Genomic DNA, 15,044 nt, shown 5'->3' on the forward strand with positions numbered 1-15,044 from the left:
GTGTCAGATATCAGCGACCCTGATCGCGACGAAGGAAAGCAGGAATGTCGAGACCGTTTTCTTCGCTGTTGTCGTGGCTCGAAACAGGACGTGAAGGCTCGGCGCGTTCGACCACGGTGGGTTCGTTACGCGGTGCCTCGTTATGCTCTGTATAGCTCGACTGGGCCGGACGCCCGCGAAGAGCCCCCGTCACGATGCCAAACAGGCTGCGCGGCTGGGACTGGGGTTCGGGCGCGGGACGCTGTCCCTGATCAGAAAACAGGCCTGATCGCGGGGAAGGCGCAGGCTGCGGCGTCGCCTTTGCTGCCTGGGGCGGCACTGAATGGGGTGACGGGGCCGCGCTGGCGGGGGCCTGCGTTTCAAGACCATAATGCGGTTGCTGGCGCGCATAAGTCGAGGCCGGCTGGAAGGGCTGTTGGTTGGCGCTAGTCGTGACTTCTGCACCGTCCGGGACGACAGGCGCTTCCTGCACGGGCTCGACCGGCGGCTGGATCTCTTCAGGCTCAGGGGCACGGCTGCCATCAATACCTGTCGCGACTACCGACACGCGGATACGTCCATTAAGCGACGAATCGATGGCCGAACCCCAGATGATCGTGGCGTCATCGGCCACTTCCTGTCGGATACGCTCGGCAGCCTGGTCGACTTCATAGAGGGTGAGGTCGTCACCACCGGTGATGTTGATCAGCAGGCCGCGTGCGCCGGACATGGACGAATCGTCGAGAAGCGGGTTCGAAATGGCACGGTTGGCGGCTTCGAGTGCGCGATCTTCACCCTCGGCTTCACCTGTCCCCATCATGGCCTTGCCCATTTCCGCCATGACGGTGCGGATATCGGCGAAGTCTAGATTGATCAGCCCGGGTGCCAGCATGAGATCAGTCACGCCGCGCACGCCCATATAGAGCACCTCGTCAGCCATCTTGAAGGCTTCACGCAAGGTGGTGTGCATGGTTGCCATGCGGAACAGGTTCTGGTTCGGAATGACGATCAGGGTATCGACATATTGCTGCAACTCGGCAATGCCTGCTTCGGCCACTTTCTTGCGTCGTGCACCCTCGAAGCCGAAAGGTGTGCTAACCACGCCGACTGTCAGGATTTTGCGGTCACGCGCCATCTTGGCGATAACGGGTGCTGCGCCTGTTCCAGTGCCGCCACCCATGCCAGCTGTAACGAAAACCATGTGTGCGCCATCGATATGGCGGCTGATTTCCTCTGCGGCTTCCTCGGCAGCAGCCTTGCCAATTTCCGGCTTGGCGCCTGCACCGAGGCCCTGTGTAAGATGAGGGCCAAGCTGCACACGGCGTTCTGCCCGTGAACCTGCCAAAGCCTGCGCATCCGTATTGGCCACAACGAATTCGACGCCCTGCAACTGCATCTCGATCATGTTGTTGACGGCATTCATGCCACCGCCACCAACGCCGATAACGGTGATGCGCGGAGAGAAATCAGAGTAGTTGTATTGCGGGGCAGTGAGATTGAGCGTCATGGCGTAATCCGGATAGGGCTGGTATCAGTCCCGAATTCAGGGAGAATGACTGAAAAGCATAACCTTAATAGGTTAGTTTTTGGTCATGTGCGACCCCTAATGAAATGAACCAGGCGCTTTAACATGCCTCCTGGTCTTTGTTCAGGCGTATCGGCATCATGGAAACTGCGGTCCGCTCCGGCGACCCAGGCCAGCAGGCCGGATGCCGTAGAAAATCCCGCAGAGTTTGCGCCGATTTCGGGCAATCCCACAATGCCCAGCGGGCGGCCCAGACGAACCGGGCGGTCCAGAATGCGCGCGGCCATCGGCCCGACGCCATCCAGCAGGGAGGCGCCTCCGGTCAGGACGACGCGCTCGCGGCCGGTCCGGCTGAAGCCGGCATCGTCGAGACGATCGCGCACGAGCTCGAGTGTTTCCTCGATGCGCGGCCTGATGGCCGAAACCAATCTCGCGCGCGAGACGGTTGTCAGGGTGCCGGGTGCCTCGCCGATTTTCTGGAGCGTGATGAGCTCGCTGCTGTCCTCGGCGGAGAGTTCAGCGGCGCCGTATTTGGTCTTGAGGCGCTCGGCCTCGTCCAGCGAGGTCGAGAGCATGCCCGCAAGGTCACGGGTGACGTGCAATCCGCCCACGGGCAGGAAGGCCGTATGGCGCAGCATGCCGTCACCGAACACGGCAATGGAGGTGGTGCCACCGCCCATGTCGATGACCGTGGCGCCGAGTTCACGCTCGTCTGCATCCAGTACCGAAAGGCCGGAAGCGAGAGAGGCAGAAACAAGCCCTGTCATCTTGAGTTCGGAGCGCATGAGGACCGAATCCAGCGTGCGGACTGCTGTCGTTGCTGCATCGACAACATGAAGCCGTGCCGTGAGCTGTTCACAGACCTGGCCTCGGGGATCGACAATGCCATAGGTGTCATCCACCGCATAACCGATGGGTAGGGTGTGAATGACGGTGCGGCCCTCGGTAAAGGCGCGGGCCTGGCCCTCCGCTACCACACGGGCCATATCGCTCTCGCTGACCCCATGACCGCCGATGGGCATACGCGCATTGAACAGACGGCTCTCGGGGTGACCGCAGGAGAGGTTGACAGCGATATTGTCAAGGCGACGGTCGGCCGCATCTTCAGCCTGACCGACAGTGGCGCGTATGGCCTGCTCAGCCTCTTTCAGGTCGACGATATTACCGTTGCGTATTCCGCGCGAGCGACGCCAGCCATAGCCGAGCACGCGCAGCGTACCATCGGCCTCGCCGCGTCCGATGAGGCAGGTCATCTTGGTCGATCCGATGTCCAGCACACCAAAAACGCCCACGCGCCAGTGTCTGGGCATGGCCGGCTCATCTGCCGGGGGCAGGGCGAGAATATGATCTTCGGAGCGTTCGTGATGTCTCTGCCCTGTGCTGACCGGCAGGAGCGCGCGGCTGCGCACTGTCCGTCGGCGCTTCTTGCGCGGCGAGTCCGGGTCTGTGGCCACGAGGTCGTTCATTCTTCGGTCGAGGCTCCATCTGCGGAGGAGGGGGCTTGGCTGTCATGGCCGCGCTGAGTGGCAGCATGGCCCGGTTTGTGCGTTGATTGCGGCAGATTTCCGGCAGTTCCCGGTCCTGATTTCTGCGTTGATCCGGCTTGTCCGCCGCTCCTCACGGTCGCGCCATTACCCGTGTTGGAGGCATCGGTGCCGGGTTGTTTGACCTGGTTGGTATCCAACGAATCCTGCGGGGCATTCGGATCGGCAACCGGCGCGGGGGGCTGGTGAATGACCATACGATCCGGCAGGCGCATATCGATCGAAACGACCGGACGCTCCAGCAGGCGGAACTGACCCTGATATTGCGCAAGACGCGCAAGCGCCGCCTGTTCCTGTCCTTCCGGCAGCAGGACGGTTGCGCCATCACGCAGGGTCAGGTTCCAGCGACGCTGCCCGACGCGCACGGCCGCGACAACGAACTCCTTGACCGATGGATTAGCCGTCAGCGCATCAACCAGCGTGGAGGCAGCGATATTTGCGCCCTCGCCAACAACCAGCGGCAGCTTGATGAAGGCCTGACCATTCTTACCCTCAAGCCCCTGGTCCGGCACGCGCTCGCCAGCGCGATTGATCAGGATGAACTGCCCATGGTCCTGCCAGACGGCCACCGGGCTGCGTTCGGTGATCTTGATGACGATCGTGTCGGGCATATGCCGTTCGACCGTCGCATGATCGATGAAGGGCAGGGTGTCGATGCGATCACGCGCCGCCGAGACCGAAAACCCGAAAATCGGCTTGCCGACCGAGGTGCCGAGAGCCCGCATCAGATCGTCTTCCGGCGTGAGGTTGCGCCCCTCGACCCGGATCGTCTTGATCTGGAATGGCAGGTACTGAACGAGCTTTGCGCGATAGGGCGCAAAACGCGCCTCGGAGGCCGAAAGGCGCAGAAACGACGCTGCAATCCCTGCTACGGCCAGCAGAAAAAGGAAGGCCAGAAATACGCGCAGGCCCCGCTTGTGGCGGCGCATGAACAGTACGAGACGCGCTGGTCTGTCCTGCTGCACTGATCCGCGATACGGAGCTTCCGGCCGCCGATTTTTCATCTGGCCTGTTCGCCCCGCGTGGTTAGAGCATCACGCACGATCCAGTCGCAGAGTTCAGGGTAGGAAATGCCACAATAGGCGGCCTGTTCCGGCAGGAGAGAGGTCGCGGTCATGCCAGGTTGCGTATTGACTTCCAGCAGGATCAGACGGGACGTCTCCTCGTCATAACGGAAATCGGCACGCGAGGCACCCGAGCAGCCCAGCGCACGATGGGCATTCTCGGCCACGCGCAAGGCCTGGGTGAAAATGGCCTCGGGCACTTGCGCTGGCACGTGATGCACGGAACCACCGGGTGCGTATTTCGCGTCAAAATCGTAGAAATCGCCTGTGGGGGACGCCGCCACGATATCGGTTACGGTCAGTGCCCGGTCACCCAGCACGGCGACGGTGAGTTCGCGACCCGGAATATATTCCTCAACCAGCGCCTCGCGGCCAAAGGCCCAGTTCGCGGCAATGGTCTGACGGCGGTTGCTGCCGGTCCGGACAATCTCGACCCCGAATGATGACCCTTCGGCGATGGGCTTGACCACATAGGGCGTAGGCAGAGGATCGGCTGCCGCGAGTTCCTCCATCGTGACGACCCGCCCTTCGGCCACGGGCAGACCGGCCGCAGCAAACACGCGGCGTGAGGCTTCCTTGTCCATGGCGAGTGAGGAGGCTCGTATGGAGGAATGGGTGTAGGTCAGGCCCAGCCACTCGAGAACGCCCTGAATGGCACCATCTTCACCCAGCGGGCCATGCAGCGCATTGAACACGACATCCGGAGCCGCAGCGCGCAGGGCGCGGATCGTTTCGGCCAGATCGGGGCCGGCATCGACACTGACAACATCATGGCCGGCTTCGACGAGAGCCTGTGCAACGCCAGCGCCACTACGCAGACTGACAGGCCGTTCGCTCGAAATGCCTCCCTGAAGGACGGCAATCTTCAGACTCATGGCTGTTCTCCCGATGACGGTTTTCCAAGGCGTTTGATTTCCCAATGCAGGGCGATGCCGCTTTGGGCAAGGACGCGCGCACGGACTTCGTCACCCAGATCTTCCAGATCGCGGCTTGTCGCAGTGCCGAGATTGAGCAGGAAATTACAGTGCTTTTCGCTCACCTGAGCACCACCCCGGGTGAGGCCACGGCATCCGGCGTCGTCAATCAACTGCCAGGCCTTGTGGCCGTCAGGATTGCGGAAGGTCGAGCCGCCCGTGCGGGCCTTGACGGGTTGCGAGGCCTCGCGGGCAGCCTTGATGCCCGCGATATGGGTGCGGATCTGCTCGCGGTCGCCCGGTCGCGCCCGCAGCCGCGCCCGGAGCACGATGGCCCCATCAGGCAGGTTGGCATGACGATAGCTGAAGGCCAGCGCGGCATTGCCCAGACGCGTGATTGTCCCGTCGGGCAGGAGGATTTCAGCCCAGTCGAGCACGGCATTGATGTCAGAGCCATAAGCGCCGGCATTCATGACCACTGCCCCGCCAATGGAGCCGGGAATTCCAGCCAGAAATTCCAGCCCGGTCAGACCCGCTGCGGCAGCCTGCTCGGCCACGATCATGTCGAGCGCTGCAGCACCGGCCACGAGACCATCGGGCTCGATGACGATATCGGCGAAACCACCCGCCATGCGGATCACAAGCCCCTCGATCCCACCATCGCGGATGATGACATTCGAGCAGGCGCCAAGCACCGTGACCGGAACCCCTTTTGGGAGGGCCGCCAGAGTGTCGGCAAGGTCCTGCACATCCTTGGGCACAAAAAGGGCTTCGGCATTACCGCCCGTGCGAAACCAGGCGCGTGGGCCAAGCGGTGCGTCGAAACTCAACCGCCCACGCGGTGAAAGCTGATGCAGCTTCGTGCTCATGATGCCTTGCCATTGAGTGCGGCAAGCTGGCCCGGCAGTGCATGGGCCCAGTTGGTGATGGTGCCCGCGCCGAGGCACACAACGAAGTCACCCGGCTTGGCGATGGCATTGATCATCTCGGCCAGATGCTCGGGGCCGGGCAACGGCACCACGGAGCGATGGCCGCTGGCGCGCAGTCCCTCGATCAGTGTGTCGCGGCTGACGCCCTCGATTGGCGCTTCACCGGCAGCATAGACATCGGTCACGATGACCGTTCCAGCGTCGTTCATGCAGGTGCAGAAATCGCTGAACAGGGCTTGAAGGCGCGAGTAGCGATGCGGCTGTACCACGGCAATCACATCGCGTGCGCCAGCCTGGCGGGCGGCGCGCAGCACGGCAGCAATCTCGACCGGGTGATGACCGTAATCGTCAATAACCGTGATGCCATTGAAATCACCGCAACGCGTGAAACGACGCTTGACGCCGCGGAACCCGGCGAGCGCAAGGCGAATGGTTTCGTCACTGATATCCATCTCGCTGGCGACGGCGATGGCAGCGAGTGCGTTGAGCACGTTGTGCTGGCCCAGCATGGGCAGGCGGAACGGCCCGGCGCGACGCGTGGTCTTTCGCGTGCGGTTGGTGATCACCACCTCGAATGTGGCGCCCAGACGGTCGGTAATCAGCTTGTCCGCGCGGATATCGGCCTGCGGGCTGAAGCCATAGGTCACAATACGATGGTCCGACAGGCGCGGGATCATCTGCTGTACGGCAGGATGATCGATGCACAGCACGGCAAACCCGTAGAACGGAATGTTGGACACGAACTGGTCATAGGCCGCCTGCATGGCTTCTGCCGTGCCCCAATGGTCCAGATGTTCAGGGTCCATATTGGTGACCACGGCAATGACCGCAGGCAGACGCAGGAAGGAGCCATCGCTCTCATCGGCCTCGACCACCATCCAGTCGCCCGAACCCATGCGGGTATTGGTGCCGTAAGCCTCGATAATGCCGCCATTGATCACGGTCGGGTCGAGTTTGGCCTGTTCGAGCACGCAGGCCACAAGGCTTGTGGTGGTTGTCTTGCCATGGGTGCCGCCAATCGCCACCGCCCAGCGCAGGCGCATGAGCTCGGCCAGCATTTCGGCACGACGCACGACGGGGATCAGCCTCGCGCGCGCCGCCAGAACCTCGGGATTGTCCTTCTTCACGGCTGTTGAGGTGACCACAACCTGAGCCGCGCCCAGATTACCTTCGTCATGGCCGATCGCGACGACAATACCGAGCTTGCGCAGGCGCAGCACATTGGCATTTTCGCTGATATCCGACCCCTGAACCTTGTAGCCGAGCATATGCAGCACCTCGGCAATTCCTGACATGCCAATCCCGCCAATACCGACGAAATGGATGGTTCCGATGGAAAGGGGGAGTGCGCGCATGAACCAGGCTTTCAGAGTAACTGCGAAAAACAGGAAGATCGGGGTAAAGACAGAAGGAGGGCGTCAGGTCAGCGATGGATGTGAGCGAAGAGACTACCCATCACGAAACAGGGGAGCGGTAGTCCGAAATGCGGGCTTCGACAAGGTCGGCGAGCAATCTGGCGCTGTGGGGATGGGCAAAACCGCGTGCGGCCTTCGCCGCCATCGCCAGACGTTCGGGGTCGTTCAGCAAGGTGCCAAGAAAGGCCGATATCGTCTCGGGGGTGAAGTCCTTCTGGCGGAACATCCACGCACCGCCAGCATCGACGAGCTGTGTGGCATTGGCGCCCTGTTCGTCTGATGCGGCAATGGGTAGGGGAACGAGAATGGACGGACGACCCGCAATGGTAAGTTCCGCCACAGAGGAGCCTCCGGCACGCCCGATCACCAGATGCGCCTGCCGAAGCAATGTGGCGACATCACTGAAAAACGGCGCCAGTGTGCATTCTATTCCTGCGGCCTCGTAGGCGGCGCGTGTTTCGGCGATGTCCTTCTCATGCACCTGCTGCGTCACGCGCAGACGGGCACGGAACCCTGCAGGCAACTGGGCCAGAGCGGCGGGCATAGTGGTCGAGAACACCCTGGCGCCCAGGGACCCACCCCAGATCAGGAGATTGATCGCCTCTTCGGGCGGGGTATAGGGCTCATCGAGCAGCGCCTCGATGGCGGGCCGCACCGGCATGCCGGTCAGGGCCGTGCGCAGCCCCAGAGGCAGACGGGCGACGGTGGGGAAAGATGTCGCGATGGCACTGGCAAAACGGGCCAGCAGGGCATTGGCCTGCCCGAGCACGGCATTGCCTTCATGAAGGATCACGATCGGTTTGCGTCCGCCGGTCAGGAAACGACTGCCCAGAATGGGGGGCACCGACGGATAGCCGCCAAAGCCGATCACGGCGACGGGCGCGATCTGTTTATGCAGGCTGCGGGCCTCCCAGGCACCCCGCAGAAGCGAAGTCACACCGCGGAGCTTGGCAGCGATACCCTTGCCAGCTACACCTGTGCCATCAAGCACATATTGTGGCCTGTCCTGAAAGATACCGCTCGTTCTTTTACCGGCTCGCTTGTCGGTCATCAGCACCAGATCATGCCCGCGCGCCGCAAGTTCGGTCGCGAGCGCCTCGGCGGGGAAGAAATGGCCGCCTGTGCCACCGGCAGCAATCACGATGGGGCTTTTCACGAATTGGATCCTTCACGAAGCGACGTCCAGTGTCCCTGACCGGCATAGTGCGAGCTGATGGGGCTGGCCGAAACCTGATGGCGTGTCAGGGCCAGCACCATGCCAAGGGTCAGCGCGATGGAGATGGCCGAGGAGCCACCATAGGAAATGAGGGGCAGCGTCATGCCCTTGGTGGGGATCAGATGCAAGGTCGAGCCCATATTGATGAAGGCCTGCAGCCCGAACCCGGCAACCAGCCCCGACGCAGCCGTGATCACGAACGGGTCGCTCTCGCGCATGAGCTTGAGCAGCGTGCGCACTACGATGACCGTGAAGATCAGGATGATGAACAGGCAGATAAACAGCCCGTACTCCTCGCCAGCCACAGCAAAGACGAAATCGGCATGAGCATCGGGCAGGAGATCCTTCACACGGCCTTCACCGGGACCACGCCCCATCATGCCGCCATTGCCGAAGGCACGCAGCGCGGTGTCGATCTGGTAATGGTCACCCACATTGGGGTGCAGGAAGCGCTCCACGCGCGAGCGCACGTGCGGAAACGCGACATAGGCGCCCGCAAACGCCGCAATCATGGCTCCCACGCCAGCACCAACAAAAATGATGGGCAGGCCATTCACGAAAAGCTGGATGAAAAAGACCATCGTGATGACCGACAACATGCCGATATCAGGCTGTGACTTAAGCAGCAGCAGGATCAGCCCGAAACAACCGAAGGCGATGAGCATGCCGGGGAAACGGACCGAGCCGAAAATGACCCGCCGCCTTTGCTCGGCAAGCAGCCATCCGGTCACCACTGCAAAGAACGGCTTGAGGAACTCGGAGGGCTGGACCGACATCATGGGCAGCGCAATCCAGCGCCGTGCGCCCTTAATCTCGACGCCATGAACGAGCGTCATGAACGTAGCTACCAACGCAATCACACCGCCGATGAGTGCGAGGCGTTTGACCGCTTCACGCGACAGGCCGGAGACAAGCAGCACGACCCCACCCGCCAAAAGCAGGAAGATCACCTGTTTGAGGATGAACATCTCGCGCGACGCACCAATACGCACGGCGACGGCAGGACTGGCGGCCAGCATCAGGACATAGCCAAAAGCTATCAGCACCCCGACGCAGCACAAGGTGACGCGATCCACATTGCGCCACCAGCGCCCTATGCGGGACGTATCGACACGTGAAAGCCCTGCCATGTTCCCCTAACCCCTCGGCCCTTCGGATCAGGGCGTTTCTGAATCGCTGAGGCGAGTCAAGATATCGATAAAAGACGCGCCGCGCGCTTCAAAACTCGCAAACTGGTCAAAACTTGCACATGCAGGCGACAACAGAACAACCGGGACATCAAGCGCGCGCGCGGCCTCCAGTGCCGCCGACGTCGCAACATCGAGCGTCTGGCTGATTTCAGTGGCAACCCCGTGGGCCAGAAGAGAGGCCTGCAGGATGGGCGCGTCGCGGCCGATCAGAAAAGCCTTGGCAATCCGATCGAATAATGGTGCCAGTGCCTCGATCCCACCCGATTTGGCCGTACCCCCCGCAATCCAGATGACCTTGTCATAGCAGAGCAGTGCCTTTTCGGCGGCTTCGGCATTGGTCGCCTTGCTGTCATTGATGAAGCGAATACCATCAATGACGCCCGCCAACGCCTGACGATGCGGCAGGCCCGGATAGGTTGTCAGGCCGGTTTCGATGGCGCGGTCGTCCAGCCCCAGATGCTTTGCCATCGCTCGTGCCACGAGAGCATTTTGCAGATTATGGGCGCCGGGCAGGGTGGGCGCTGCTTCATGGACTTTCGCCACCGGCGCGACAAGCGTCTCATCGTGAACCGAGATCGTGACGACGTTCAGGCCTTCGGCAATCAGCGTTGATGCCTCGGCGCGGGTATAGGCGTCATCGACGCCGACCACAGCGAGATCATCCGGGGTCATGTTATCAAAGACGTGGCGTTTGGCAGCGGCATAGCCCGCCATATCCCCGTGACGGTCCAGATGATCCGGCGTCAGATTGAGCAGGCAGGCTGTCGCAGCATGATACTGGTCCAGACGCTCCAGCATATAGGACGACATCTCGATGACATACACGCCGTCATCCGGCAGGAGCGGCAGGGCGAGCGAGGCCGTGCCGAGATTACCCCCGGCCAGAACAGGCACTCCGGCCTTATCCAGCATATGGGCGAGCAGGGCGGTCGTCGTGGATTTGCCGTTCGTCCCGGTGATCGAGGCGAAACGGGCCTTCGAGCCCGCCTTGCGCACCGCACGATAGAGCATCTCGGCATCGGACAGAATGGGGATGCCAGCCTCACGTGCCTTTACGGCAACGGGGTGAGGGCTCGGAAGCCTGTGAGGGATGCCCGGTGAGAGAATCAGCGCCTCGAACCCGGTCAGGTCGTCCAGCGGGGCGGCGGTAAAGCGGCTGTTTTCGCCTTGCGCCCCATAAGCATCAGGGGCCGGGGGTGATTTGTCATCCCAGGCCTGAACTTCTGCCCCCATGCCAAGCAGGGCCTTGACGACAGCGTGGCCATTGCGGCCAAGACCGACCACAGCAAAGCGCGACCCGGCAAACAGGTCGGAGGGGAAGGGGCGACCGGTCATCTCAGCGCAGCTTCAGCGTGGCAAGGCCAGCCAGGCCAAGCAGGATGGACACAATCCAGAACCGGATGACGATCTTGGGCTCCTGCCACCCCTTCTTTTCGAAGTGATGATGCAGCGGGGCCATCAGAAAGACGCGCTTTTTTGTGCGCTTGTACCAGAAAACCTGAATGACCACAGAGAGCGTCTCGACCACAAAAAGGCCGCCCACGATGCAAAGCACCAGCTCATGCTTGACCGCCACGGCGACGGCGCCCAGAGCGCCACCCAGTGAGAGCGAGCCCGTATCGCCCATGAACACATCGGCCGGGGTCGCATTGAACCAGAGAAAGCCGAGCCCTGCGCCGATAAGCGCCGCGCAGAAAACCGCAAGCTCGCCGGTGCCGGGGACAAGGTGAAGCTGCAGATAATCGGCGAAGACGCGATTGCCGACCAGATAGGCGATCAGCGCGAAAACCAGCGAAGCGATCACGACGGGCACGATGGCGAGCCCGTCGAGGCCGTCGGTAAAGTTCACCGCATTGCCGAACCCGGTCATGGTGAGCATGGCAAAAAGCGGAAAGGCAAAGCCGAGCGGCAGCAGGAAGTCTTTCACGAACGGAAAGGCCACCATGTTGCGCAGTTCGGGTGGCATCAGGCTTTCCATCCAGTAGCCGGCAATCAGCGAGGCGGCGAATTCGCTTCCCAATCGGGCCCGCTTGGATACGCCTGCCGTGTTGCGACGCGAGAGCTTGAGATAGTCATCCGCAAACCCTACCGCGCCGAAAGCGGCTGTCACGAACATGACGGCCCAGACGAAGCCGTTCGTAAGATCCGCCCAGAGCAGGGTGGAGGCGAAAAGCGCGATCAGGATGAGCATGCCGCCCATTGTGGGGGTGCCGGCTTTTTCGAGGATATGGCGTTCCGGGCCGAGCGTGCGAATGGGCTGCCCCTCGCGCTGGATACGCTTGAGCTGCGCAATGAAGGGACGCCCGAAAACCAGCGAAATAACGAAAGCCGTCAGGCATGCACCGCCTGAACGGAATGTCAGGTAATGGAACAGATTGAAGAAGCCGCCATGGGTCGTGTCGTGGATGGCGATAAGATTATACAGCATCAGGCCTGCACGCCCCCTGCAAGAAGAGGGGTGACAATGTCGCGCATGCGACTGCCAAGACTGCCTTTTACGAGAACCACGTCACCGGCTTTCAGATTGGATTGGACGAAGGGGGCGAGAGATGCCGCGTCTGATTGCCAGACGCCACGCTTTTCTTCGGGAAGAGCGTCAAAAACATGGCGCATATGCGGGCAGCAGCAAAAAACCAGATCGGCGTTCGCTGTGACATCCGGCACGAGTGAGAGATGCTCTGACTCGGCAAAGTCACCGAGTTCGCGAATATCACCCAGAACGGCAATTTTCCGTTCGCCCGGCACGAGAGAGAGCGTCTCCAGCGCTGCACGGATGGAGAGAACCGAGGCGTTGTAGCTCTCATCCAGCAAGGCAGCCTGCCCGGCCATGATGGGCTGGATCTGGCCACGCCCCGCGCCGGGGCGCCATGCGGCCAGAGCCGCTATGGGGGGGGCAAGAGGCAGGCCGAGCGCCTGAAGGGTCGCAAGGGCCATGCCTGCGTTGCGCACGAGATGGGCTCCCGGTGCAGCAAGCGTCACGACATGGTTTGTCCCGTCACGACAACCGAGCGTGAATTGTGAGCCTTCTGGCGTGGTATGCACCCCGTTCAGACGATAATCGGCGTTCTCGCCCAGACCGACATGGGCCAGTCGGCACCCGGCCTGTGCGGCAGCATCCTCGAAAACGGCGTCCAGGCCTGTATCGTCTGGAACCAGCGCCGCTCCAGCGTTACTGAGGGCGCGGATCAGGTCGGATTTTTCCTCTGCAATGGCCTCGACACTCCCCATATAGCCCAGATGCGAGCTGCCTATGGTGGTGATGACGGCTGCATCGGGGCGCACCATCCCGGCCAGCGGAGCGATCTCGCCACGATGGTTCATGCCGATCTCGGCCACGCAGAATGCAGCATTGCGCGGCATACGGGCGAGCGTCAGGGGGACACCCCAGTGATTATTGTAGGAGGCGACTGCCGCATGGGTCGGCCCGAGCGCCGAAAGGGCGCAATGCAGCATGTTCTTGGTCGTGGTCTTGCCGACCGACCCCGTCACACCGATCATCACACCGGCGAAACGCGCCCGTGCGGCCTGTGCCAGGGCGCGTAGCCCCTGCATGGTGTCCTGCACATGCAGCAATCGCGGGTCGTCGCTGCCTGACGCACTGTGAACCATAACGCAGGCCGCGCCTCTCTCCAGTGCCGTTGCGATATGGGCATGGCCGTCGCTGGTATCGCCCACGAGGGCGATGAACAGGTCTCCTGGCTCGAGCGTACGGGTATCGATGGAAATGCCAGTGACGGCGACATCGGCGATGAGCTGGCCTGATGTGGCCTCACGAAGCTCGGTGCTGGTCCAGATCGGTGTCATGCCGGCACCCCTGCCAGCTCACGGATCACCGCACGGTCGTCAAACGGGCTCGTGACACCAGCCACGGTCTGTCCACTTTCATGGCCCTTGCCCGCCACGACCACCACATCACCCGGTCTGGCTTCGGACAGCGCAGCAGCAATGGCCGCGCGTCTGTCCCCGATTTCCAGAGCGTCAGGGCAGGCGGCAAGGATGGCAGCGCGGATCGAAGCGGGATCCTCGCTGCGCGGGTTGTCATCCGTCACGATTGCAAGATCGGCCAGTTTCGCAGCAATGCCACCCATGAGGGGGCGCTTGCCCCGATCACGGTCCCCACCGGCACCGAAGACGACAATCAGGCGGTTCTGCGCATGAGGGCGCAGGCTGTGCAGCAGATGATCCAACGCGTCGGGGGTGTGGGCGTAATCGACATAGACACTGGCGCCATTATTTAGCGTCACGGCCAGTTCGGCACGACCGCGCACGCCTTGCAGACGGGGGATGAGGTCGAGAATACCCCGCGCCTGATCGTCCTGCGCCCAGATCATCGACGCCGCCAGAAGCAAGTTATCAACCTGAAAGCGGCCCGTCAGCCCGATAGTGAGGTCGGGCAGTTTCTCACCGAACAGGGCGAGGGAGACAATCTGACCATGCGGCAATGGGGTGGCATTCAGCAGACGGATCGTCTCACCCTGTTCGCCCACGCTGCGCGGCTTGAGGCGTCGTGCCTGCGCCAGATCGCGCAGGGCGGTGACAGTTTGCGCATCCATATCCGCGTTGAAGGCGGCAATGGCCCCTTCGGGCAACAGGTCGGCAAAAAGGCGCAGCTTGGCGGTGCGATAGGCGTCCATCGTCCCGTGATAATCGAGATGGTCGCGCGTCAGATTGCAGAACCCGCCCGCGCCGAGACGCACGCCATCCAGACGATGCTGGTCGAGACCGTGAGACGAGGCCTCCAGCGCGACATGGTCGATCCCTGCGGTTTTGAGCTGCGCCAGTGTCTGGGCCATCGAGACGGCGTCTGGCGTCGTCAGCGGCGGCGGGGCCTCGACGGGAATATCGCTGATCAGCCCCAGCGTGCCGATACTGGCAGCCGGTTTGCCGCTCATGGACCAGAGCTGGCGCAGGAAATCGGCTGTGCTGCTCTTGCCGTTTGTTCCCGTCACTGCAGCAATATGGGCTGGCTGGGGCCCGGCAAGGACAGCTGCCATGAGCGCCAGCGCATGGCGAGGCGAGGGCGATGAGACGCAGGGCACGGAAAAAGCGGGGGTGACCGCGTCTGAGGCCAGCAGGGCCGAGGCACCTTGTGCGAGAGCCTGCGGAATGAACGTCGCGCCATCGACAGCAACGCCGGGCAGGGCGGCAAAGATCATACCCGGCCGCACCGCACGACTATCCGCTGTGATGCCATGAATTTCAGGGTCAACGACAAGAGGCGGGACCGTTAGTCCGGCCCGCTTCAGGATCTCGGAAAGACGCATGGGC

12 protein-coding genes are annotated in these 15,044 nt (G+C 62.2%); all 12 read right to left on the reverse strand.

Annotation, left to right across the window (positions count from 1 at the left end; translation table 11 throughout):
• Window positions 1–10: 10 nt before the first annotated feature.
• Window positions 11–1,486, reverse strand: a complete 1,476-nt coding sequence (gene ftsZ, locus Asbog_RS05005; protein WP_062164296.1) for a cell division protein FtsZ — start codon at window positions 1,484–1,486, stop codon at window positions 11–13.
• 83 nt (window positions 1,487–1,569) lie between these two features.
• Window positions 1,570–2,970, reverse strand: coding sequence for a cell division protein FtsA (gene ftsA, locus Asbog_RS05010; RefSeq protein ID WP_023977573.1), 1,401 nt, complete (start codon window positions 2,968–2,970; stop codon window positions 1,570–1,572).
• On the reverse strand, window positions 2,967–4,052 hold the full coding sequence (locus tag Asbog_RS05015) for a cell division protein FtsQ/DivIB (protein ID WP_083510713.1): 1,086 nt from the start codon (window positions 4,050–4,052) through the stop codon (window positions 2,967–2,969). The genes ftsA and Asbog_RS05015 overlap by 4 nt, the downstream gene beginning before the upstream one ends.
• On the reverse strand, window positions 4,049–4,987 hold the full coding sequence (locus Asbog_RS05020) for a D-alanine--D-alanine ligase (protein ID WP_062164297.1): 939 nt from the start codon (window positions 4,985–4,987) through the stop codon (window positions 4,049–4,051). The genes Asbog_RS05015 and Asbog_RS05020 overlap by 4 nt, the downstream gene beginning before the upstream one ends.
• A complete protein-coding gene (gene murB / locus Asbog_RS05025; protein WP_062164298.1) occupies window positions 4,984–5,895 on the reverse strand; it encodes a UDP-N-acetylmuramate dehydrogenase in 912 nt (303 codons plus the stop codon). Before murB ends, Asbog_RS05020 begins: the two co-directional genes overlap by 4 nt.
• The gene (murC, locus tag Asbog_RS05030) at window positions 5,892–7,310 is read right to left on the reverse strand and encodes a UDP-N-acetylmuramate--L-alanine ligase (RefSeq protein ID WP_023977569.1); all 1,419 of its coding nucleotides are present in this window, start codon (window positions 7,308–7,310) and stop codon (window positions 5,892–5,894) included. The genes murB and murC overlap by 4 nt, the downstream gene beginning before the upstream one ends.
• Window positions 7,311–7,410: 100 nt before the next feature.
• Window positions 7,411–8,526: an undecaprenyldiphospho-muramoylpentapeptide beta-N-acetylglucosaminyltransferase gene (gene murG / locus Asbog_RS05035; protein ID WP_062164299.1), complete on the reverse strand. Its 1,116-nt coding sequence runs from the start codon at window positions 8,524–8,526 to the stop codon at window positions 7,411–7,413.
• Entirely contained in the window at window positions 8,523–9,716 is a 1,194-nt protein-coding gene (locus Asbog_RS05040; protein WP_062164300.1) for an FtsW/RodA/SpoVE family cell cycle protein, read from the reverse strand. The genes murG and Asbog_RS05040 overlap by 4 nt, the downstream gene beginning before the upstream one ends.
• A gap of 27 nt (window positions 9,717–9,743) precedes the next feature.
• A complete protein-coding gene (gene murD, locus Asbog_RS05045) occupies window positions 9,744–11,111 on the reverse strand; it encodes a UDP-N-acetylmuramoyl-L-alanine--D-glutamate ligase (protein WP_062164301.1) in 1,368 nt (455 codons plus the stop codon).
• A 1-nt stretch (window position 11,112) separates the two neighbouring features.
• Window positions 11,113–12,204 (reverse strand): phospho-N-acetylmuramoyl-pentapeptide-transferase, encoded by a 1,092-nt coding sequence (gene mraY / locus Asbog_RS05050; RefSeq protein ID WP_023977565.1) that lies wholly within the window; start codon window positions 12,202–12,204, stop codon window positions 11,113–11,115.
• Complete coding sequence (locus Asbog_RS05055) at window positions 12,204–13,580, reverse strand: UDP-N-acetylmuramoyl-tripeptide--D-alanyl-D-alanine ligase (RefSeq protein WP_062164302.1); 1,377 nt, start codon at window positions 13,578–13,580, stop codon at window positions 12,204–12,206. The genes mraY and Asbog_RS05055 overlap by 1 nt, the downstream gene beginning before the upstream one ends.
• On the reverse strand, window positions 13,577–15,040 hold the full coding sequence (locus Asbog_RS05060) for a UDP-N-acetylmuramoyl-L-alanyl-D-glutamate--2,6-diaminopimelate ligase (protein ID WP_062164303.1): 1,464 nt from the start codon (window positions 15,038–15,040) through the stop codon (window positions 13,577–13,579). Before Asbog_RS05060 ends, Asbog_RS05055 begins: the two co-directional genes overlap by 4 nt.
• Between the last annotated feature and the right edge of the window lie 4 nt (window positions 15,041–15,044).

This window comes from Asaia bogorensis NBRC 16594, assembly GCF_001547995.1.
GTDB classification, from domain to species: domain Bacteria; phylum Pseudomonadota; class Alphaproteobacteria; order Acetobacterales; family Acetobacteraceae; genus Asaia; species Asaia bogorensis.

Bases quoted from the DNA above. Each gene is read 5' to 3' on its own strand.
- ftsZ (WP_062164296.1), bottom strand. From the start codon at position 1,486: ATGACGCTCAATCTCACTGCCCCGCAATACAACTACTCTGATTTCTCT.
- ftsA (WP_023977573.1), bottom strand. From the start codon at position 2,970: ATGAACGACCTCGTGGCCACAGACCCGGACTCGCCGCGCAAGAAGCGC.
- Asbog_RS05015 (WP_083510713.1), bottom strand. From the start codon at position 4,052: ATGAAAAATCGGCGGCCGGAAGCTCCGTATCGCGGATCAGTGCAGCAG.
- Asbog_RS05020 (WP_062164297.1), bottom strand. From the start codon at position 4,987: ATGAGTCTGAAGATTGCCGTCCTTCAGGGAGGCATTTCGAGCGAACGG.
- murB (WP_062164298.1), bottom strand. From the start codon at position 5,895: ATGAGCACGAAGCTGCATCAGCTTTCACCGCGTGGGCGGTTGAGTTTC.
- murC (WP_023977569.1), bottom strand. From the start codon at position 7,310: ATGCGCGCACTCCCCCTTTCCATCGGAACCATCCATTTCGTCGGTATT.
- Asbog_RS05040 (WP_062164300.1), bottom strand. From the start codon at position 9,716: ATGGCAGGGCTTTCACGTGTCGATACGTCCCGCATAGGGCGCTGGTGG.
- murD (WP_062164301.1), bottom strand. From the start codon at position 11,111: ATGACCGGTCGCCCCTTCCCCTCCGACCTGTTTGCCGGGTCGCGCTTT.
- mraY (WP_023977565.1), bottom strand. From the start codon at position 12,204: ATGCTGTATAATCTTATCGCCATCCACGACACGACCCATGGCGGCTTC.
- Asbog_RS05055 (WP_062164302.1), bottom strand. From the start codon at position 13,580: ATGACACCGATCTGGACCAGCACCGAGCTTCGTGAGGCCACATCAGGC.
- Asbog_RS05060 (WP_062164303.1), bottom strand. From the start codon at position 15,040: ATGCGTCTTTCCGAGATCCTGAAGCGGGCCGGACTAACGGTCCCGCCT.